This is a genomic window from Burkholderia sp. AU45388 (assembly GCF_030481585.1).
Taxonomy (GTDB): Bacteria; Pseudomonadota; Gammaproteobacteria; order Burkholderiales; family Burkholderiaceae; genus Burkholderia; species Burkholderia sola.
In genome coordinates this window covers 76688-96572 of the sequence record NZ_JAUJPV010000002.1, presented here as the reverse complement: position 1 = coordinate 96572, position 19885 = coordinate 76688, and the positions used below count along the sequence as shown (strand labels likewise).

17 protein-coding genes and 2 pseudogenes are annotated in these 19885 nt (G+C 65.7%); 16 read left to right on the top strand and 3 right to left on the bottom strand.

The window, feature by feature from the left end; translation table 11 throughout:
* Positions 1-60: 60 nt before the first annotated feature.
* Positions 61-771 (bottom strand): IclR family transcriptional regulator, encoded by a 711-nt coding sequence (locus QZM72_RS04245; RefSeq protein ID WP_089470713.1) that lies wholly within the window; start codon positions 769-771, stop codon positions 61-63.
* Between the two features lie 165 nt (positions 772-936).
* On the opposite strand from QZM72_RS04245, the gene QZM72_RS04240 reads away from it, so the two are divergent.
* The 10 genes from QZM72_RS04240 to QZM72_RS04195 all read left to right on the top strand — a co-directional run bounded on the left by QZM72_RS04240 (position 937) and on the right by QZM72_RS04195 (position 12036).
* Positions 937-1635 (top strand): methyltransferase, encoded by a 699-nt coding sequence (locus tag QZM72_RS04240; protein WP_089470712.1) that lies wholly within the window; start codon positions 937-939, stop codon positions 1633-1635.
* Positions 1635-2582, top strand: coding sequence for an NAD(P)-dependent oxidoreductase (locus tag QZM72_RS04235; protein ID WP_301737284.1), 948 nt, complete (start codon positions 1635-1637; stop codon positions 2580-2582). The genes QZM72_RS04240 and QZM72_RS04235 overlap by 1 nt, the downstream gene beginning before the upstream one ends.
* 21 nt (positions 2583-2603) lie before the next feature.
* Positions 2604-3533, top strand: coding sequence for an SMP-30/gluconolactonase/LRE family protein (locus QZM72_RS04230; RefSeq protein ID WP_089470710.1), 930 nt, complete (start codon positions 2604-2606; stop codon positions 3531-3533).
* A gap of 86 nt (positions 3534-3619) precedes the next feature.
* The gene (locus QZM72_RS04225) at positions 3620-4999 is read left to right on the top strand and encodes an MFS transporter (RefSeq protein ID WP_301737283.1); all 1380 of its coding nucleotides are present in this window, start codon (positions 3620-3622) and stop codon (positions 4997-4999) included.
* A gap of 46 nt (positions 5000-5045) precedes the next feature.
* Positions 5046-6197, top strand: a complete 1152-nt coding sequence (locus QZM72_RS04220) for a porin (protein ID WP_301737282.1) — start codon at positions 5046-5048, stop codon at positions 6195-6197.
* 11 nt (positions 6198-6208) lie between these two features.
* The gene (locus QZM72_RS04215; RefSeq protein ID WP_301737281.1) at positions 6209-7255 is read left to right on the top strand and encodes an amidohydrolase; all 1047 of its coding nucleotides are present in this window, start codon (positions 6209-6211) and stop codon (positions 7253-7255) included.
* Complete coding sequence (locus tag QZM72_RS04210) at positions 7252-8532, top strand: MFS transporter (protein ID WP_301737280.1); 1281 nt, start codon at positions 7252-7254, stop codon at positions 8530-8532. The genes QZM72_RS04215 and QZM72_RS04210 overlap by 4 nt, the downstream gene beginning before the upstream one ends.
* Positions 8529-9767 (top strand): MFS transporter, encoded by a 1239-nt coding sequence (locus tag QZM72_RS04205; RefSeq protein ID WP_301737279.1) that lies wholly within the window; start codon positions 8529-8531, stop codon positions 9765-9767. The genes QZM72_RS04210 and QZM72_RS04205 overlap by 4 nt, the downstream gene beginning before the upstream one ends.
* Positions 9768-9778: 11 nt before the next feature.
* Positions 9779-11101, top strand: coding sequence for an MFS transporter (locus tag QZM72_RS04200; RefSeq protein ID WP_301737278.1), 1323 nt, complete (start codon positions 9779-9781; stop codon positions 11099-11101).
* 2 nt (positions 11102-11103) lie between these two features.
* On the top strand, positions 11104-12036 hold the full coding sequence (locus QZM72_RS04195; RefSeq protein ID WP_089470703.1) for an amidohydrolase: 933 nt from the start codon (positions 11104-11106) through the stop codon (positions 12034-12036).
* A gap of 83 nt (positions 12037-12119) precedes the next feature.
* Here the strand turns inward: QZM72_RS04195 and QZM72_RS04190 are convergent, their stop codons facing one another.
* The gene (locus tag QZM72_RS04190; RefSeq protein ID WP_301737277.1) at positions 12120-13115 is read right to left on the bottom strand and encodes a LysR substrate-binding domain-containing protein; all 996 of its coding nucleotides are present in this window, start codon (positions 13113-13115) and stop codon (positions 12120-12122) included.
* On the opposite strand from QZM72_RS04190, the gene QZM72_RS04185 reads away from it, so the two are divergent.
* From QZM72_RS04185 to QZM72_RS04170, 4 genes and pseudogenes are all read left to right on the top strand, one after another.
* The gene (locus QZM72_RS04185) at positions 13114-13851 is read left to right on the top strand and encodes an SDR family oxidoreductase (RefSeq protein WP_089470702.1); all 738 of its coding nucleotides are present in this window, start codon (positions 13114-13116) and stop codon (positions 13849-13851) included. The genes QZM72_RS04190 and QZM72_RS04185 overlap by 2 nt on opposite strands.
* 56 nt (positions 13852-13907) lie before the next feature.
* A pseudogene (locus QZM72_RS04180) lies at positions 13908-14989 on the top strand (alkene reductase).
* Positions 14990-15148: 159 nt separating this feature from the next.
* Positions 15149-15985, top strand: coding sequence for an alpha/beta fold hydrolase (locus QZM72_RS04175; protein ID WP_089470700.1), 837 nt, complete (start codon positions 15149-15151; stop codon positions 15983-15985).
* Positions 15986-16062: 77 nt separating this feature from the next.
* A complete protein-coding gene (locus tag QZM72_RS04170) occupies positions 16063-16452 on the top strand; it encodes a limonene-1,2-epoxide hydrolase family protein (protein ID WP_301737276.1) in 390 nt (129 codons plus the stop codon).
* A gap of 36 nt (positions 16453-16488) precedes the next feature.
* Here QZM72_RS04170 and QZM72_RS04165 read toward each other — a convergent pair.
* Positions 16489-16824, bottom strand: a pseudogene (locus QZM72_RS04165) (DUF3331 domain-containing protein); the annotation flags it as partial.
* A 464-nt stretch (positions 16825-17288) separates the two neighbouring features.
* On the opposite strand from QZM72_RS04165, the gene QZM72_RS04160 reads away from it, so the two are divergent.
* Complete coding sequence (locus QZM72_RS04160) at positions 17289-18479, top strand: M20 aminoacylase family protein (RefSeq protein ID WP_301737275.1); 1191 nt, start codon at positions 17289-17291, stop codon at positions 18477-18479.
* A 55-nt stretch (positions 18480-18534) separates the two neighbouring features.
* On the top strand, positions 18535-19866 hold the full coding sequence (locus QZM72_RS04155) for an MFS transporter (protein WP_301737274.1): 1332 nt from the start codon (positions 18535-18537) through the stop codon (positions 19864-19866).
* The last annotated feature ends 19 nt before the right edge of the window (positions 19867-19885 follow it).

The window sequence follows — 19885 nt, the reverse complement described above, 5'->3', positions numbered from 1 at the left end:
CGCGTCATGCGGGCGATGAACGCCTCGCCGAGTTGAACCCTGCCTTCGCCGAAGCGGCAATCAGGTGCCGTAGACGTTCTCGCAGAGCGCGACACTCGCCCCCAGCTTCCGGGACAGATCGGCGGCCGCATCCAGTTGCGGTCGATCCAGCTCGCCCGACGCGTGCGCGACGCTGAGGCGGGAGGCAGGGCCGGAAAGCGTCAGCGCCGCCATGAACTTGTCGCCGGCACCGAAGATCGGCACCGCGAACGCCGCCGTGTGCACGTCGCGTGCACCCGCGGTAAAGAGGGGCAGTGCGGGCGGCTTGTCGTAGATCGGTTCGCCAAGCCCCCAGAAACGGATCACCTGGCTGATGGCCGTGTCGTCGAGCGGCAGCATCGTCCCCGCGAGCCGCGTTTCACGCAAGCCTTCGGACGGTTCGACCCGAAACAGGCAAAGCCGCTGCCCGTTGTCGTGCACGTAGTAGGATGCGCTTTCTTTCGTCAGCGCGGCCAGCGCATGCAGCGCCGGTTCGACCACCGTGGACAGGTGGAACGACTGCTCGTACAGCTTGCCCAGGTACAGCACGCGATGTCCGAGCGAATAATTGCCGGATTGCGCGCGCACGACGTAGCCCATTCGCTCCAGCGAGTTCATCAGCCGATAGACCGTCGTCTTGTGCATGCCGGACGCCTGCGACAGCGTCGCGAGCGATTGCGATTCGGCGCCGGGCTTGAAGCAGTCCAGCAGCGAAAGCGCCTTTTCCACGGCAACGACCCCGTCGTTTCCCATTCCTTCTCTCCCGTCGACATTCACTCGGAATTGTACAGGGTAAAACTCTGGTTTACCACGTAAAAGGGTAAACGCCAGTGCCATGACGCGCTTCGCTTGGCTATAGTGATTTCACCATGTACACCAGTGTTGTACAGAGTACAACACACAACCCGAGGTCGAATCATGAGCAAGACATCCGCCGGCACTTCTTCGATCAATCGCGACATCGAACGCGTTTCGCCGGAACTCGTTCAGGCGGCCGCGCGCTACCAGGCCGCGATCCTGGCCGACGTCGCGGGCCGCCGCGGCACGGTGCATGGCCGCGTGCGGCCGTTGTCGCCGAAGATGAAGGTCGCCGGCCCGGCGGTCACGGTCGAAGTTCGCGCCGGCGACAACCTGGCGATCCATGCGGCGCTCGCCGTCGCGAAGCCGGGCGACGTCGTCGTGGTCGACGGCAAGGGCGACATCTCGTGCGCGCTGCTCGGCGAAATCATGGCGGCGCAGGCGAAGGCGAGCGGCATCGCCGGCATCGTCATCGACGGCGCGGTGCGCGACGCGCACGAACTGGCCAACGGCGACTACCCGATCTTCGCGGCCGGCCTCAATCCGTGCGGCCCGACCAAAAGCGTCGCGGGGCGCGTGAATGCGCCGATCTCGCTGGGCGGCACGGCGGTCAATCCGGGCGACCTGGTGGTCGGCGACGCCGACGGCGTCGTCGTCATTGCGCGCACCGACGTCGCGCGCATCGTCGATCTCGCGCAGAAAAAGCTCGACTTCGAAACCGCGCGTATCGCGGCGATCCACAAGGGCGACCTTCGTCCGGGCTGGATCGAGAAGGAACTGCGCGCAGCCGGCATGCTGGCCGAAGGCGAGGCACTGTGATGCAGATCGCTTCGCACAAGCCCGTGGTCCTCGTGACCGCCGCCGACCTGGCGCCCCAAGCGCTCGAGATGCTTGCGCAGTTCGACGTCGTGTTCGCCGGCAAGCAACCGACCGAGGACGACATCGTGGCGCTCTGCACCCGGCACAAGCCGGTCGCGATCATCGTCCGGTACGGCAAGGTCAACGCCCGCATCATGGACGCCGCCGAAAACCTGCAGGTGATTTCGAAGCACGGCAGCGGCATCGACGTGATCGATCAGGCCGCCGCCGCCGCGCGCGGCATCGCGGTGCGCGCCGCGGTCGGCGCGAATGCGGCCGCCGTCGCCGAGCACGCGTGGGCGCTGCTGCTCGCGTGTGCGAAGTCGGTTCCGCAGCTCGATATCCGCATGCGTGAAGGCCATTGGGACAAGTCGACGCACAAGTCCGTCGAACTCGACGGGCGCATGCTCGGCCTCGTCGGCCTCGGCGCGATCGGCCGGCGCGTGGCCGCGATCGGCGCGGCGTTCGGCATGAAGGTGCTCGCGTTCGATCCGTTCGCAAAGGAAGCGCCGGCCGGTGTGAAGCTCGTGCCGCTCGACACGCTGTACGCGGAATCGGACGTCGTGTCGCTGCATTGTCCGTTGACGGCCGACAACCGCCGCATGCTCGACCGCGACACGCTCGCGCGTTTCAAGCGCGGGGCGATTGTCGTCAATACCGCACGCGGCGGCCTGATCGACGAAGCCGCGCTTGCCGACGCGCTGGCGAGCGGCCACTTGCGCGCGGCCGGGCTCGACAGCTTCGACGTCGAGCCGATGACGGTGCCGCACCCGTTCCAGCAAATCCCCAACGTGATTCTGTCTCCGCATATCGGCGGCGTGAGCGATGCCGCGTACGTGAACATGGGCAAGGGCGCGGCCGCCAACGTTCTCGCGGTGCTGGACGAACGCGCGCACAGCGCGGCTTGAAACCCGAACATCGAGGTACGCATGTTTTATCTGACGAGTCCCGACGTGCGCGAAGCCGACGTGTTCACGCGCATGCCGGAGAAGTTTCGCAAGCCGGACGTTCGCACGGAATGGGCGCGCGCGAATCGCGGCGGCATGGTCACGGATTCCTTTCTCGAAGGGCCGGTGTGGGATCCGGACGGCTATCTGTTCGTGACCGACATTCCGCACGGGCGCATCTTCCGCATTTCGCCGTCGGGCGACTGGGATCTGGTCGTCGAATACGACGGCGAGCCCAACGGGATGAAGCGCTTCGACGCATCGCACCTGATCATCACCGACTACCGGAACGGCCTGATGCTGCTCGATATCGAGCGCGGTGAAATTCGCCCGTATCTCGAGCGCCGCAACACCGAGCGCTTCAAGGGCGTGAACGACCTGACGTTCGACTCGGCCGGCAACCTTTATTTCACCGATCAAGGGCAGACCGGGCTGCATGATCCGACGGGCCGCGTGTATCGGCTGTCGCCCGACGGCAAGCTCGACATGCTGCTCGGCACCTGCCCGAGCCCGAACGGGCTCGTCCTGTCGCGTGACGAGAAAGTGTTGTTCGTCGCGATGACGCGCGGCAATGCCGTGTGGCGCATGCCGCTGCAGGCCGACGGATCGGTCACCAAGGTCAGCCCGTTCTTCACGTCCCACGGACCGAGCGGCCCCGACGGCCTCACCGTCGATCTCGAAGGCCGCCTGTTCGTCGCGAATCCGGGGCTCGGCCGCGTGTGGGTGCTCAACCACTGCGCGGAGCCCGTCGAGATCCTGACCGGGCCGAAAGGAGCGTCGCTCACGAGCGTGTGCTTCGGCGGCCCGGACATGAAGACGCTCTTCATCACCGAATCGACGTCCGGTTCCGTGCTGAAAGCGGACATGAGTATTGCCGGCCCGCTGCCGAAGCAGGCCGCGAAGCAGGGCTGAGACCCAAGAGCCGGGAAGCCGCGCGTCGGCTTCTCGCCCGTATGCCGAAAGATCGCGCCGCCAGCCGCGCGACGAAGGAGACAAGCATGACCGTTTCGCACGCGCTGCATGCCGGCGACGACGCCCCGCGCGCCGACGCGCCATCCGCGGAGCGCCTGGCCGGCGACGATTACGCGGCCAGCGAGCGCACGCTCGCGAAGGCGTTCCGGCGCATTCTGCCGTTCGTCTTCGTCTGCTACGTGATCAGCTATCTCGACAGGACCAACGTCGGTTTTGCCGCGCTCACGATGAACCAGGATCTCGGTCTCACGGCCGAACAGTTCGGTGTCGGCGCCGGCCTGTTTTTCATCGGCTATTTCCTGTTCGAGATTCCGAGCAACCTGATCATGCAGAAGGTCGGGGCGCGCGTGTGGATCGCGAGAATCATGATCACGTGGGGCCTGTTCTCGATGGCGACGGCGTTCGTCGTCGGACCGAAGAGCTTTGCGGCCGCGCGCTTTCTGCTCGGGCTCGCCGAGGCAGGGTTCACGCCCGGCATCTATCTGTATTTCACGCACTGGTTTCCCGGCAAGTGGCGCGCGAAGGTGACGGCCGCCTTCCTCGTCGGCATCCCCGTCGCGAACATGATCGGCTCGCCGATTTCCGGTGCGCTGCTCGAACTCGGCGGCCTGCACGGGCTGCGCAGCTGGCAGTGGCTGCTGCTGATCGAAGGCGTACCGGCGGTGATCCTCGGCATCGCGTGCCTGTTCGTGCTGGCCGACCGTCCCGAGAAAGCCGCGTGGCTCAGTGACGAAGAGAAGGCGTCGCTCGCGAAGCGCCTGGCGTTCGAGCAACGCGACATCGGCGCGAAGCACGGCAGCAAGCTGCGCGACGCGATGACGAACTGGCGCGTGTTCGTGCTCGCGTTCGTCAACTTCTGCGGGATCGTCGGCTCGCTCGGCGTCGGCTTGTGGATGCCGCAGATCATCAAGCAGTTCGGCGTCGAACACGCGGTGGTCGGCTGGCTGACGGCCATTCCGTATGCGATCGGCGCCGGTGCGATGCTCTGGTGGGCGCGTGTCGCCAATCGCGCGGCCAACCGCATTCCGTATGTCGCCGGTGCACTGGCACTCGCCGCGGCGGCGTTGTGTGCGAGCGCCTTCATTCATGCGCCGGTTTTCAAGCTGATCGCACTGTGCGTCACGGTGAGCGGGATCCTCGCGTTCCAGGCGACCTACTGGGCCATTCCGTCGGGATTCCTCACCGGCCGCGCCGCCGCGGGCGGACTCGCGCTGATCGTGTCGGTCGGCAATCTCGGCGGCTTCGTCGGGCCGTCGCTGATCGGCGCGCTCAAGCAATTCTCCGGCGGCTTCACAGCGCCGCTCATCGCCGTGTCGGGTGTGCTGCTGCTCGGCGCGCTGACCATCGCGTGGCTCGGCGATCCGGGCTCGGGCGCCGGCGAAGCGCCTATCGCCCGCGAGCCGTGAATTTTCCTTCGTCGGACCCACCCATAAAAAACAGTTTGGAGACTCCATGTTGTCGAATCAGGCCAGCCGGAATACCCGCCCGACCTCCCGCTTCGTGCTCGGCGCCCTCACCGTCGCGAGCGCGACCTCGTGGTGCGGCGCCGCCCATGCGGAAAGCAGCGTCACGCTGTACGGCATTGCCGACGTCGGTATCGAGCACATCAACAACGCGAGCACCGGCGGCGCGCAGACGCGCGAAGCGTCGGGCAATCTGTCCGGTTCGCGCTGGGGGCTGAAGGGCGTCGAGGATCTCGGCGGCGGCATGAAGGCCCTTTTCCAGCTGGAAAACGGCTTCAACATCAATGACGGCACGACCGCGCAGTCGACGAAAGGCCTCGGTTCGAATGCCGCCACGACGTCGCGGATTTTCGGCCGGCAGGCGTGGGTCGGGCTGGCGTACCGGGGCCAGCAACTGACGTTCGGCCGCCAGAACTCGCTCTTCTACGAACAGGCCGTGGCCTTCGACCCGATGGGCGCGTCGTCGCGATACTCGGTGCTGTCGGTCGATTACGCGGCAGCGGCGCGTATCGACAATTCGGCGAAGTACACCGGCGTGTTCGGCCCGCTGACGGCGCAGGCCATGTACAGCACCCGCTACGACACCGGGTACGGCGCCGAGGTGCCGGGCGCGCAACTCACCGGCCGCTTCTTCAGCGGGGCGCTGACTTTCGCACAAGGGCCGCTCGCCGCGAGCGTGTCGTACGAGCAGCGCAACAGCAACACCGTCGCGACCAACACGGGCATCGAGCGTCGCGCGACGGCCGCCGCGTCGTATGCGATCGGACCGGTGAAGGGATTCGCCGGTTATCGCTATCTTCAGGCGTCGAACGCGTTCCTGCCGGCGAACCCGATCCGTGTCGCGAACGGTTCCGACGCCAGCGCGGCGAACCTGTACTGGGCCGGCGCGCAATACGCGGTGTCGCCGGCGTTCGTGGTCACGGCAACGGCCTATTACCAGGACGTGCATTCGACGAGTGCCGACCCGTGGCTTGCCGTGCTCAGTGCGGACTACCTGCTGTCGAAGCGCACCGACATCTATGCGACGGCGGGTTTCGCGCGCAACAAGGGCGGCTCCGCGCTCGGCCTGAACGGCTACGGCACGGTCGCACCCGATCACAACCAGACGGGCGTGGTGATCGGCATGCGCCAGAAGTTCTGACGGCGAGCGCGATGCAGACCGTTCATGCGCCCCATCTGCCCGTCCGGCCCGCGTGGCTCGCCTTGCGCGACGAGCCGGTGCTCGAACCCGAGCTTGCCATCGTCGATGCCCATCACCACCTGTGGGACCGCCAGACCGGACGCTATCTCGCGGACGAGTTCGGCGCGGACGTGCGCAGCGGGCATCGGGTCGTGTCGACGGTGTACGTGCAGTGTCGATCGATGTTGCGCGCAAGCGGCCCGGACGCATTCAAGCCGGTTGGCGAAGTGGAATTCGCGAATGGCATCGCCGCGATGTTCGACAGCGGCGCATACGGTCCCGCGCGGTGCTGCGAGGCCATCGTCGGCGGCGCCGATCTGTCGCTCGGCGCGGAACTCGAGGCGGTGCTCGACACGATGGCGCAGGTGTCCGGCGGGCGACTGCGCGGGATCCGCAATCCGCTCGCGTGGCATGCGAGCCCCGACGTGCGATCGACCCCGGTGACGCCGCCGCGCGACCGGATGTCGGACCCGGCTTTCCGGCAGGGCGTGACGACGCTCGGCCGCTACGGGCTGTCGCTGGATGCGTGGGTCTATCACACGCAGCTCGACGACCTGTACGAACTCGCGCGCGCATGCGAGCGCGTCACCGTCGTCATCGACCATTTCGGCGGTCCGCTCGGCGTGGGTCCGCATGCCGGCCGGCGCGCGGAAGTCCATGCGCAATGGAAACGGCCACTCGCGCGTCTCGCCGCGCTGCCGAACACGCGCATGAAGCTCGGCGGCGCGGGCATGACCGTGTTCGGCTTCGACTTCGCCGCGCGCGACCTGCCGCCGTCGTCGCAGGATCTGGCGGCCGCGTGGCAGCCGTATTTCGACACCTGCGTCGAGCTTTTCGGCGTCGATCGCTGCATGTTCGAAAGCAACTTCCCCGTCGACAAGGGGATGTTCGGCTATCGCGTGCTGTGGAACGCCTTCAAACGACTCGCGTCCGCGATGTCGGCCGATGAAAGGGCCGCGCTGTTCAGCCGGACGGCCGCATCGACGTATCGCATCGCGCTTCCCGGAGACAACCCATGAAGACGAATGCAATCGTGACGACGCAGGAGATGGAAGCCGCAGCCGCGGAAAAAGGGCTCACGCGCATGACCGGTATCGAATGGCGTTCGCTGTCGCTCGCCGGGCTCGGCTGGACGTTCGAGAGCTACGACTCGTTCCTGCTGTCGCTCCTGCTGCCGACGCTCGCGCTGCAGTTCGGGTTGAGCAAGGCGCAACTCGGCATGTTCACGAGCGTCACGGCGGCCGGACAGATCGTCGGCGGCATTCTGTTCGGCTTCGTGTCGGACCGGATCGGACGCGTGCGCACCGCGCTGCTCTGCGTCGGCATCTACTCGCTGTTTTCCGGCCTGATCGCATTCGCGCCCGACGCGCACACGTTCGCCGCGTTGCGCTTTTTCGGCGCGCTCGGCATGGGCGGAACCTGGACCGCCGGCGCGGCGCTCGTCGCGGAAACCTGGCACCCGAGCCGGCGCGGCAAGGGCGGCGCGCTGATGCAGATGGGCTTGCCGATCGGCGCGATTCTCGCGATCACGATCTCGGGCATCGTCGGCGCCGCGCATGGCGGGTTGGGTGGCGACAGCTGGCGTCTGCTGTTCCTGATCGGCGCGTCGCCGTTCTTCATTCTGTTCTGGGTCGCGCGCAAGACGCCGGAATCGCCGATCTGGCTCGAACGCCGGCACGCGAAGTCGCAGGCCCGCGCGCCCGGCGCGGCCAGTCGCGAGAAGCTGAACGTGCGCGGCCTGCTTACCGCGTTCTGCTTCATCTTCTTTCTGCAATACCTGTACTGGGGCGTATTCACGTGGACGCCGACGTTCCTCGTCACGGTGAAGCACCTCGACTTCGTGCATAGCCTGAAGTTCGTGCTGGCGCTGCAGTTCGGCGCGATCACCGGATTCCTGCTGTTCTCGGCATGGGTGGACCGCATCGGCCGGCGTCCGATGTTCCTGGCCTACCTGCTGGTCGGTGCGCTGGCCGTCGGCGTGTACATCGTGTCGGCGAATCCGTTGCTGCTGATGACCGCGATCTTCCTGACCGGCTTCAGCGTGAACGGCATCTTCGCGGGTGCCGGCCCGTTCCTCGCGGAGATCATCGGCAACACGGCATCGCGCGGCTTCTTCATGGGCCTCGCATACAACGGCGGCCGGCTCGGCGGCTTCATCGCGCCGTTGATCATCGGTGCGCTGGCGTCGACGTCGGGCGGCTTCGTGCTCGGGCTCGCGACGACGATCGTCGCGTTCGTCGCCGCGGCCGCGGTCGTGCTGTTCGCGCCCGAAACGCGCGGGAAGACGCTGTCATGAACGTGGCCACGCAAGCGGGGTGGGTGAGCCGGCTGTTTCCCGCGCTGGCCGAGGCATCGCTGCGGCGCTATCTGAGCGGGCAGGTCGCGTCGGTGCTCGGCAGCTGGACGCAGAACGTCACGCTGAATCTGCTGATCTATCACCTGTCCGGCTCGGCGGCGATCCTCGCGCTGCTCAATTTCCTGCTGTACGGCCCGCAGTTGATCGTCGCGCCGGTGGCGGGCTCCCGCATCGGCTCGGCCAATGCGCGCCGCGTGACGCTATGCGTGCTGACGGCGTCGCTGCTGCTGACGGGCAGCCTCTTCACGTTGTCGCTGCTCGGCCTGCTCGGCGTGAAGCTGATCCTCGCGCATGCGCTGGCGATCGGCGTGTCGAGCGCGGTGGAAACGCCGGCGCGGCAGGTGCTGCTGCTGACGAGCCTGCAGGATGCGACGCACACCTCCAACGCGGTCGCGATGAACACGATGGTCTACAACGTCGGGCGCATGGTCGGCCCGACCATCGCCGGATTCGTCTATCCGACGCTCGGGCCCCGCACGTCGTTTGCGATCTATGCGCTCGCGCTGTGCTTCATGGCGGCATGCGTGCGGTCGATCCGGGTTGAGTCGGTGGACCGCCCGTCGCGCGCGGAAAGCGGCCTGCGCGACGCGGTCGGCTATGTGCTGTCCGATGCGTTCTCGGCCCGCTATCTGCCGATTCTCGCGTGCATCGGCCTGTTCGCCGGCAGCTACCAGACGCTCGTGCCGCTGCTCGCGGACCAGGGCTTTCACGACGCGGCGCGCTTTACCGGCGTGTTCTTCGCGTGCGCCGGCGCCGGTTCGTTGAGCGCGGCGGTGCTGTTGTCGTCGGCGTTCGGGCCGCGCGCGTCGCGCCGGTTCATCGCGTATGCGCCGTGGACGGCGGTCGGCGCACTGGCCGTGCTGGCCGCGACGACCGATGCGGCGGGATCGATTCCCGCGTTCTATGCGCTCGGCTTCAGCCTCACGTTCGCGGCCACGTCGACGAACGCGACGATTCAGCGCCAGTGTCCGGAACACGTGCGCGGCGGGCTCGTCGGGATGTACGGCATGGCCTACAACGGCACGATGCCGTTCGGTTATCTGCTCGTCGGCAGCGCATCGGAGGCGCTCGGCGTGCGACACACCTTCGCCGCCATGGCCACCGTGCTCGCGTGCGGCGTCGTGGCGATCATCGCGTGGCAACGGTTTACAGGAACGCGCTCAGGCGCACAATAAACGGAGACAACATGCAAACCGCTTTCATGGACGCGTCCGCGATCGAGCGCCGGACCATACGAAAGGTCGTCTGGCGACTCATTCCCTTTTTGATGATCTGCTACCTGCTTGCCTTCATCGACCGGGGCAACGTGGGGATGGCGTCGCTGCAGATGAACCACGACCTCGGGATGTCGGCGCAGGTGTTCGGTTTCGGCAGCAGCCTGTTCTTCATTTCATACTTCTTCTTCGAAGTGCCGAGCAACCTCGCGCTGCAGAAATACGGCGCGCGGATCTGGATCGCGCGGATCATGATCACGTGGGGCATCGTGTCGGCGGCGACCGCGCTCGTGCACAACGCGACGACGTTCTACGTGCTGCGTTTCCTGCTGGGCGCGGCCGAGGCCGGCTTCTTCCCGGGCGTGCTGCTTTATCTGTCGTACTGGATTCCCACGCAGTACCGTGCGCGGATCGTCGCGACGTTCATGGTCGCGATTCCGGCCGCGAGCTTCATCGGCTCGCCGGTCTCCGCGCTGCTGTTGCAGATGGACGGTGTCTGGGGCCTGCGTGGATGGCACTGGCTGTTCATCCTCGAAGGCATTCCGACCGTGCTGCTCGGCGTCGCCTGCCTGTTCATGCTGCCGAACAAGCCGGAGAACGCGAGGTGGCTCGACGACGACGAGCGCGCATGGCTCTCGGCCACGCTGGCCGCCGGCCACAAGACACGCAAGAAGGTGCCGTCGCTGCCGCTCGCGCAACTGTTCCGCAACCGCTACGTGCTGTGCCTCGCGCTCGTCGACACGTGCGCTTCCGCGGCAGGCAGCACGCTGTCGGTGTGGCAGCCGCAACTGCTGAAGTCGTTCGGCCTGACCGTCATGGAGACCGGCCTGCTGAACTCGGTGCCGTACGCAGTGGCCTCCGTCCTGATGGTGTACTGGGGTCGGCGCTCGGACCGCGTCGGCGAACGGCGCTGGCATACGGTCGTGCCGATGCTGCTGATCGGCGTGGGCCTGTTCGCGACGTCGCTGAGCGGATCGCTGCTGCCGACGGTCTGCATGCTCTGCGCGGTGCTGGTCGGCGCGTATTCGTTCAAGGGCCCGTTCTGGGCGCTCGCCACCGACATGCTGTCCAACAGCACCGTGGCGGCCGGGCTCGCGACGGTCAATGCGATCGCGAACCTGCTCGGCGGCGGGCTGATGGTGAACGTGTACGGGTGGGTGAAGGCGGCGACGGGCAGCTACGCGCTCGCGTTGATGCCGCTCGCGATCCTCACGCTCGTGAGCGTCGCGACGCTGCTGCTGCTTACGCGCAATCATGCGGCCGGCAAGCTGGTCGGCAAGACGGGGACGATCTGATCATGGCGCGCATCGCGAGACGCGAATTCCTCAGGATCGCCGGCGCGACGCTGGCTTCGGCCGCATTGCCGAGGCTGGCCGCTGCCGACGAAACGTGGTCGAGCGGCACCGAGCGGCCGGTGTTCCAATTGCCCGAAGGGGCGATCGACTGTCACATGCACATCTACGACGACCGGTTTCCGGTCGCGCCGGGCACGACGCTGCGCCCGCCGAATGCGACCGTCGCGCAATACCGGCGCGTGCAGGCGCGTATCGGCGTGAAGCGCAACGTGGTCGTGACGCCGTCGACGTACGGGACGGACAATCGCTGCACGCTGGCGGCGCTTGCGCAGTTCGGCGACGACGCGCGCGGCGTGGCCGTCGTCGACGGCACCGTGAGCGACGACGAACTTCGGGCGCTCGATCGCGGCGGCATCCGTGCGATCCGGTTCAACCTGAGCTATCCGGGCGCGACGACGCTCGACATGCTGGCGCCGCTCGCCGCGCGTATCGCGAACCTCGGCTGGCATATCGAACTGGTGGTGCAGGGCGCGCGGCTGCCGGAACTCGAGCGTCATCTTGCGGTGCTGCCTTGTCCGCTCGTCATCGACCATATCGCGCATGTGCCGCAACCCGGCGGGCTGTCGTCGGCCGCGTTTCGCACCGCGCAACGCCTCGTCGAAAAGGGCCATACGTGGATCACGTTGTCGGGGCCGTACGTCGACAGCAAGACGGGGGCGCCCGCCTACGACGACGTCGCGCCGGTCGCGAAGGCGCTGATCGACATGGCGCCGGAACGCATGCTGTGGGGCACCGACTGGCCGCACCCGACGCAGAAGACGGACAAGCCGGACGACGCAAGCCTGCTGGACGTGATTGCCGGGTGGATCGGGCGTCCGGACTGGCAGCAGCGGATATTTGTCACGAACCCGGCGAAGCTGTACGGATTTGCATAGCCCAATGCGGTGGGCCGGCATCGGCGCGCCCCGACAGCGGGTACGTCGTCAATGGCCTGCCGCATACGAAGCAAAGACTTTCTTCAGGTATGCCAGGAATACTTTGACGGCCGGGCTACTCCGGCGGCTCTCGGGCCAGAGCGCGGTGATAGTGAGCGCGGTTCGACGAACTCGGTGAGGACCGGCACGAGTTCCCCGCGCCGAACGTACGATGCAGCGACATACGTCGGTGAAATGCCCACGCCTCCACCTGCCGCCATGACGGCAGCTACCGCATCGCTGGTGTCGACAACGATGCCCGCATCCGGCGTGAGGCTGAGTGACGCTTCGCCCGTGGCAAAGGTCCAGCGAAGAACTTGCCCCGAACTTTGAAAGCGAAAGTTCACGCAATCGTGATCCACGAGGTCGTCAGGATGCCTTGGCACACCGCGTTTGGCAAGGTAGTCCGGAGACGCGTAGGCGCCGATGTAGTGAGGGGAAAGCGCTCGCGAGACCAAACGAGAGCCCGCGAGGTCCCCCACGCGAACAGCCACGTCGATACCTTCACCGACGAGGTCGACGAAATGATCGCCCAGGCGCAGGTCGAGCGACAGCTTTGGAAAGCGCTGACGAAACGCGGGTAGGGCGGGCGCGATCAGATGGACCCCGATCGGGAGCGGCGCGGTCACTTTCAGGATGCCCGCAGGCTCGGATCGCGCCGAGGCAGCAGCCTGTTCGATCGCTTCCATTTCCGACAGCAGGCGCAGCGTGCGTTCATGCAGGTCGCGCCCCTCGTAAGTCAGCGTCAATGACCGTGTCGTGCGGTTGAACAGTTTGATCTCGAAGTGACGCTCCAGGCGCTGGATACTTTTGCTCACAGCGGAAGGCGTTACGCCAAGCGCGCGCGCTGCAGCTGAATAGCTTCCTAACGATGCCGCGCGGCTAAATGCGATGAGACCGGTGAGGCGGTCCAGGCTGATTTGTTCCATGGCGGAAATATAGAAGCGAATGCGGCGCTGATTATCAATGTCCGCTGCCAAGTATAGAGTGCTCTGCACGGCGCCGTCTTGAGTTGCGCCGGCTGACAGGGCCCACTTCATGAACTCCGATTTCGATTCGCATTCACTCGAGAGCAAGTCCGTCCTCATCTTCGGCGGAACGTCCGGAATCGGCCTTTCCGCGGCCAAACAGGCCAAGGCCGCCGGTGCAAGCGTCACGGTTGTCGGGTTCAACCCGGAGGGCGCCGAACAGGTCGCGATCGAGAATGGATTCGCGGGTTGGCGGAGCGCCGACGTGACCAAGCCGGAGACCATCGTCGCGGCATTGGCGGACATCGCTCACGTCGACCATCTCGTTCTCCTCGCGGGAACCTTCGTGGCAGGCAAGGTACTCGAGGCGGACGTCGACTATCTACGGCGGGCGTTCGACGAGCGCGTTTGGGCAGCCGTCCATACCTTGCGCGCATTGGGTGACCGGCTGGCGGCCGATGCCTCCGTCACGTTCATTTCCGGCGTGTTGGCCGATCGACCCAACGCCTATGGCACAGCCATTCTTGCGTCCGCGTCGGCCGCGATGGAGGCGCTGGCCAGGGGGCTGGTTCTCGAACTTGCGCCTCGCCGTGTCAACACCGTTTCGCCCGGCACCACCGATACACCGTTGCTGGCTCGCACGCTCGGCGAAGGTCGTGACGCGTACGTCAACGCATTGAAGGACAAATTGCCGCTGCACCGTTTGGGAACCGCCGAAGAAGTGGGCGCTGCCGTGGTGTTCCTCATGAGCAATGGATCCATGAACGGCGAGACGATTCATGTCGACGGCGGCGCTCGCCTTGTCTGAGTCGGATAAAGAGATGCCGGCATTTCCACGTTGGCAAAAACGAGAAGGAGGTTCGGGTGCCTACGCTGTTCGATCCGTTGCGACTCGGTGCGATTGAAGCGCCCAACCGTATCTTCATGGCGCCGATGACGCGTGCGCGGGGAACGCGCGAACACGTACCGACCGCGATGATGGCGGACTATTACAGTCAGCGTGCGTCCGCGGGGTCATCATCTCGGAGGCGATCGGCATCTCCCGGCAGGGCCTGGGATGGCCTTACGCCACCGGGCTGTGGGCAACTGCGCAAATTGCCGGCTGGCGCACGGTGACCGATGCCGTGCACGAAGCGGGTGGTCGCATCATCGCTCAGCTTTGGCATATGGGGCGAGTCGTGCATCCGAGCTTTCCGAATGGCGCACCGCCTGTCTCCTCGTCCGGGACGACGGCGCCCGGCCATGCTCACACCTACTCGGGCAAGCAGCCCTACACGCAGGCACGCGCACTCGAGACAAACGAAATTCCCGCGGTTGTCGAGCAGTTCGCCGCCGCAGCGCGGAATGCGCTGCAGGCCGGCTTCGACGGCGTACAGCTGCATGCGTCGAACGGTTATCTGATCGATCAATTCCTGCGAGACAGTGCCAACTTCCGCAGCGACGCGTATGGCGGATCGATCTCGAATCGGCTCAGGCTTCTCATCGAGGCAACCCGGGCTGTCGCGGATGTAGCGGGTCCCGGCCGTACCAGCGTTCGTCTGTCTCCCAACGGCGAAACCCAGGGCGTGCGTGACAGCGATCCCTTGCCGTTGTTTGTCGCGGCCGCCGAGGCGCTATCCGCGGTAGGGATCGGATTCCTGGAACTGCGTGAGCCTCCGCTGAACGGCAGTTTCGGCGTCGGCTACCTCGATCCGCTCGCTGCGAAAATTCGACCGGCTTTCAAAGGACCGCTGGTGCTCAACTCGGATTTCGACGCCATTCGCGCTCAGGCGGAACTCGATGCGGGCGTTGGCGACGCCGTTACGTTCGGGCGCCCGTTCATCTCCAATCCGGATTTCCCCCGGCGTCTGGCCGAAGCGATTCCGCTCGCGTCGGACGACCCGGCAACGTGGTTCACGCAAGACGCGGAGGGCTACATCGATTACCCGTTCGCGGCGTCGACGTAACTCTGCCTTCCTGAAGCGGGCTCAAGATCGGGCGGCACCCGTGTACGTCCCTTTCGCCTGCCGGCCGCATTCGGGCGACAACCACCCGAGATCGCGCTTGCCACGACGACTTCCGCAGCAACCGTTACTTCCCTGCAACCGTACGAAAGGAACACGATCATGTCATTCATTACCACGCGAGACGGCGTCGACATTTTCTACAAGGACTGGGGGCCCAGGGATGCTCAGCCGATCGTGTTCCATCACGGCTGGCCACTCTCCGCGGATGACTGGGATGCCCAGATGCTCTTCTTCCTGTCGAACGGGTATCGCGTCATTGCGCACGACCGGCGCGGACACGGGCGCTCGTCGCAGGTCGCCGAAGGTCACGACATGGATCATTACGCAGCGGACGTGTTTGCGCTCGTCGAGACGCTGGACGTCAGGAATGCCGTGCATATCGGCCATTCCACCGGTGGCGGCGAAGTCGCGCGCTATGTTGCAAGGCACGGCGGGCCGGCGGGGCGTGTCGCCAAGGCAATTCTTGTGAGCGCCGTGACGCCGCTGATGCTGAAGACGCCATCGAATCCCGAAGGCCTGCCGCAGGATGTCTTCGACGGGCTACGCAAGGGGCTCGCCGAAAATCGCGCGCAGTTCTTCGTAGACGTGCCCGCGGGTCCGTTCTACGGGTTCAACCGTCCGGATGCGACCGTTCATCCGGGCGTGATCCAGAACTGGTGGCGCCAGGGAATGATGGGTAGCGCGAAGGCCCACTACGACGGTATCGAGGCGTTTTCGGAAACGGACCAGACCGAAGATCTCCAGTTGATCGACGTGCCGACGCTGGTGCTTCACGGCGAAGACGACCAGATCGTCCCGTACAAAGACGCGGCGCTCAAGACAATCAAGCTGTTGAAGAACGGCACGCTGAAGACGTTCCCGGGCTTCTCTCATGGGATGTTGACCGTCAACGCAGGTGTCTTGAACCCAGAATTGCTGGCATTCGTTCAAGGCTAAGACCGGCGGTACATGGAGACCCTGCCTGTGCGCCATGTACCGCGCCTGCTTTCCACCCCCTAATCCGTGGAGCTGAGATGACTACCGATGTTTTGACTGTGGCGCTTCGCTTCTTTTCGCTTTGGACGGAGAACCGCATCGACGACGCACTGTCGATGCTCTCCGATGATGTCCTCTACGATAACGTTCCGTTCCCCGCCATCGTTGGACGGGACAATGTCCGCAAATTCCACGGCGACTTCGGGATCGGTACGACGTTCAAGGCCGACTGGACGGTGACCCATATCGCCGCAGCGGGAAACGTCGTTCTCAATGAGCGGATCGACGTCTTTCAACACGCATCAGGCGGAAAAATCACACTTCCCGTGATGGGCACACTCACCATCGTCGATGATCGAATCACGGTTTGGCGAGACTACTTTGATCCCGCGGACTTCGATCGGCAGTTGAGCGCAATCAAGCAGTAGTCTTGAACTGCGGCTGCGGATCATGCAATCCATTGCCGACGCGAGGATCATCTCGGCGCTATTCCCCGGCCGTTTCGAGCCACGCCACTGCGGCTTGTAGACATCGTCGCCAACTTGCACGAGTTCGCCACTCAATGCACAGCGCCCCTTGCGCCGTGATTTCGCGTTGACCCAGCGCTGCTCGTCATAGCGACAGCGTGTCGAGTCGCTCCACGACACGAGGACCGTCGACCCATTCAGACGCTCGACGGCGACGATGGCCCTGGCGACTTCGTCAATACCGTTCGCCCGGACGCCGGTTCCGTTCGGCTCTCGCGCTGCGCTCACGTTGCCGCGCCCCTGCTCCGGTACACGGGTTCCACCGTCGAGCATGGACGCAAGCGCCGCGATCATCTGTTCCCAGGGACTGAGGTCGTTCATGCCATGCATCTTCGAAAATGGTGTGAGAGATGCGTCCCCTCAACTAGCGGCCGGGATATGGCCGCTTTTCAGTGATGCGCGCGGTATGCCACCCAGTCGATCGGCGAATGACAGGTATTGTTTCGCTTAAGGACGTTCACGACAGCGTGGAGGATACGACGTCTATTTTTTATTGAAAATTGGCGTAGGACTCCGATGTGTCATTCCACGATGGAACAGGTCAGGGATGAGCGCTTGCGCGTTGGGCCGAAGTTCCTGACGAAGGGGGTTACCCGACGCATCCGTATTAACCCTGATTAAAAACCCTTATCACGGTGAAAAATTCCGCATCTTATTGAACCGATATCGGCTGGATATAGTGGCTCGCTTTCCCGCACGCGCCATCGGCGTGCGCAGATAAACGCAGGAGCCCCTTGATGACCACCGATACCCGATTCACCGAAGTCGAGGATCTGATGCCCGCCGCCGGCGGGCTGCGCGAGATCCGTCACCACATCCACCACCACCCCGAACTCGCGTACGAAGAGCACGACACGGCCGCGCTCGTCGCGGACAAGCTCGAGCAATGGGGCTGGCAGGTGACGCGCGGGGTCGGCAAGACGGGCGTGGTCGGCACGCTGCGGGTGGGCGACGGCGCGCGCAGCATCGGCATTCGCGCGGACATGGACGCGCTGCCGATCGTCGAGGCGACCGGCCTGCCGTATGCGAGCGGCACGCACGGCAAGATGCACGCATGCGGCCACGACGGCCACACGACGATGCTGCTCGGCGCCGCGCAGCATCTCGCGAAGACGCGCAACTTCTCGGGCACCGTGCACCTGTATTTCCAGCCCGCGGAAGAGCACGGCGTCGACAGCGGCGCGAAGAAGATGATCGACGACGGCCTGTTCGAGCGCTTTCCGTGCGATGCGGTGTTCGGCATGCACAACCATCCGGGCGCGGCGCCCGGCGTGTTCCTCACGCGGCGCGGCCCGTTCATGTCGGCCGGCGACAAGGCGATCATCACGATCGAAGGCGTCGGCGGCCACGCGGCGCGGCCGCATCTGACGGTCGATCCGGTCGTCGTCGCCGCGAGCATCGTGATGGCGCTGCAAACGATCGTCGCGCGCAACGTCGACCCGTCGCAGCCGGCCGTCGTCACGGTCGGCTCGATGCATGCGGGCACCGCGAACAACGTGATTCCGAACGGCGCGCGCCTCGAGCTCAGCGTGCGTTCGTTCAGCCCGGAAGTGCGCGCGCTGCTCAAGCGCCGCATCACCGAACTGGCGCAAACGCAGGCCGCGAGCTACGGCGCGAGCGCGAACGTCGAGTACATCGAAGGTTATCCGGTCGTCGTCAATACGGATGCCGAAACGGATTTCGCCGCGCAGGTCGCGCGCGAACTCGTCGGCGATGCGCACGTGGTCGAGCAGACCGACCTGCTGATGGGCAGCGAGGATTTCGCGTTCATGCTGCAGCAGCGGCCGGGCTCGTTCGTGCGGCTCGGCAACGGCGAAGGCGAGGACGGCTGCATGGTGCACAACCCGAAATACGACTTCAACGATCGCAACCTGCCGATCGGCGCGGCGTTCTGGACGCGCCTCGTCGAGCGTTACCTCGGGCGGTGATCGCAGCGGCGGCGCGCGGCCGGCGCTTCCGGCGCATTGACAGGAGAGGATAGCAATGCAGAAAGACCATCTCGCGCTGCACCCCGCGTCGGCGGAGGCCGTTGAAACCGGCACGCGCGATGCGCCTGCGGTCACCAAGCGCGGCGCGATCGCCGCGGCCGTGATCGGCAACTGGCTGGAATTCTTCGACTTCACCGTGTACGGCTTCTTCGCGGTGCTGATCGGCAAGCTGTTCTTCCCGTCGAGCGACCCGACCACGTCGCTGCTGCTGTCGGTCGCGACCTTCGCCGCCGGTTTCTTCACGCGGCCGCTGGGCAGCGTCGTGCTCGGCGTCTATGCGGACCGCAAGGGGCGCAAGGCCGCGCTGAACCTGACGATCATGCTGATGGCGCTCGGCACCGGCCTGATCGCGATCGCGCCGACCTATGCGCAGGTCGGCGTGGCCGCGCCGTTGCTCGTCGTGTTCGCGCGCTTGCTGCAGGGCTTCTCGCAGGGCGGCGAATTTGGCGCGGCGACGTCGACGCTGCTCGAACAGGGCGGCACGTCGCGCCGCGCGTTCCGCGCGAGCTGGCAGCTCGCGACGCAGGGCGGCGCCGCGCTGATGGGCTCGGGCTTCGCGGCGCTGCTGTCGAACACGATGACGAGGGATGCGCTGGAGGGCTGGGGCTGGCGGCTGCCGTTTCTCGTCGGCGTGCTGATCGCGCCGGTCGGGATGGTCCTGCGCCGCCGGCTCGCGGACGACGCGCCCGGCGACCGCCATCACGGCATCGAGCGCGGCGTGCTGCGCGAGCTGTTCTCGAATCACACGCGCACGGTGCTGCTGCTGATGCTCACGGTGATGGGCGGCACGGTGTCGACCTACATCCTGACGTTCTACATGCCGACCTACGCGATCCATACGCTCGGCCTGCCGATGAAGCTGTCGATGTTCGTCGGCGTCGCGTCGGGCTGCGTGATGCTGGTCACGTGCCCGCTGTTCGGCTGGCTGTCGGACAAACTCGGCAGCCGCCGCCTGCCGATCTTCGTCGGCCGCGGCGTGCTGGTCGTGCTGCTGTTTCCGGCGTTCTGGCTGATGAATCATCATCCGACGCTGTCGGTGATCCTGCCGCTGACGGCGCTGATGCTGCTGTTCTATTCGCTCGGTTCGGCGTCGGAAATGGCGTTGATGTGCGAGTCGCTGCCGCGCCACGTGCGGGCGACGGGCATCTCGATCGCGTATGCGCTCGCGGTGACGATCTTCGGCGGCACCGCGCAGCTGATCGCGACCTGGCTCGTGAAGACGACCGGCAGCAAGCTCGCGCCGGCCGGCTACGTGGCCGCGTGCGTGGTGCTGTCGCTGATCGCGGTCGCGATGCTGCGCGAGACGGCGCGGGAATCGCTGGACTGATCCGGCGCGCGATGCGCGG

Coding starts and splice junctions, on each gene's coding strand:
- QZM72_RS04245 (WP_089470713.1), bottom strand. CDS start 771: ATGGGAAACGACGGGGTCGTTGCCGTGGAAAAGGCGCTTTCGCTGCTG.
- QZM72_RS04240 (WP_089470712.1), top strand. CDS start 937: ATGAGCAAGACATCCGCCGGCACTTCTTCGATCAATCGCGACATCGAA.
- QZM72_RS04235 (WP_301737284.1), top strand. CDS start 1,635: ATGCAGATCGCTTCGCACAAGCCCGTGGTCCTCGTGACCGCCGCCGAC.
- QZM72_RS04230 (WP_089470710.1), top strand. CDS start 2,604: ATGTTTTATCTGACGAGTCCCGACGTGCGCGAAGCCGACGTGTTCACG.
- QZM72_RS04225 (WP_301737283.1), top strand. CDS start 3,620: ATGACCGTTTCGCACGCGCTGCATGCCGGCGACGACGCCCCGCGCGCC.
- QZM72_RS04220 (WP_301737282.1), top strand. CDS start 5,046: ATGTTGTCGAATCAGGCCAGCCGGAATACCCGCCCGACCTCCCGCTTC.
- QZM72_RS04215 (WP_301737281.1), top strand. CDS start 6,209: ATGCAGACCGTTCATGCGCCCCATCTGCCCGTCCGGCCCGCGTGGCTC.
- QZM72_RS04210 (WP_301737280.1), top strand. CDS start 7,252: ATGAAGACGAATGCAATCGTGACGACGCAGGAGATGGAAGCCGCAGCC.
- QZM72_RS04205 (WP_301737279.1), top strand. CDS start 8,529: ATGAACGTGGCCACGCAAGCGGGGTGGGTGAGCCGGCTGTTTCCCGCG.
- QZM72_RS04200 (WP_301737278.1), top strand. CDS start 9,779: ATGCAAACCGCTTTCATGGACGCGTCCGCGATCGAGCGCCGGACCATA.
- QZM72_RS04195 (WP_089470703.1), top strand. CDS start 11,104: ATGGCGCGCATCGCGAGACGCGAATTCCTCAGGATCGCCGGCGCGACG.
- QZM72_RS04185 (WP_089470702.1), top strand. CDS start 13,114: ATGAACTCCGATTTCGATTCGCATTCACTCGAGAGCAAGTCCGTCCTC.
- QZM72_RS04190 (WP_301737277.1), bottom strand. CDS start 13,115: ATGAAGTGGGCCCTGTCAGCCGGCGCAACTCAAGACGGCGCCGTGCAG.
- QZM72_RS04175 (WP_089470700.1), top strand. CDS start 15,149: ATGTCATTCATTACCACGCGAGACGGCGTCGACATTTTCTACAAGGAC.
- QZM72_RS04170 (WP_301737276.1), top strand. CDS start 16,063: ATGACTACCGATGTTTTGACTGTGGCGCTTCGCTTCTTTTCGCTTTGG.
- QZM72_RS04160 (WP_301737275.1), top strand. CDS start 17,289: ATGACCACCGATACCCGATTCACCGAAGTCGAGGATCTGATGCCCGCC.
- QZM72_RS04155 (WP_301737274.1), top strand. CDS start 18,535: ATGCAGAAAGACCATCTCGCGCTGCACCCCGCGTCGGCGGAGGCCGTT.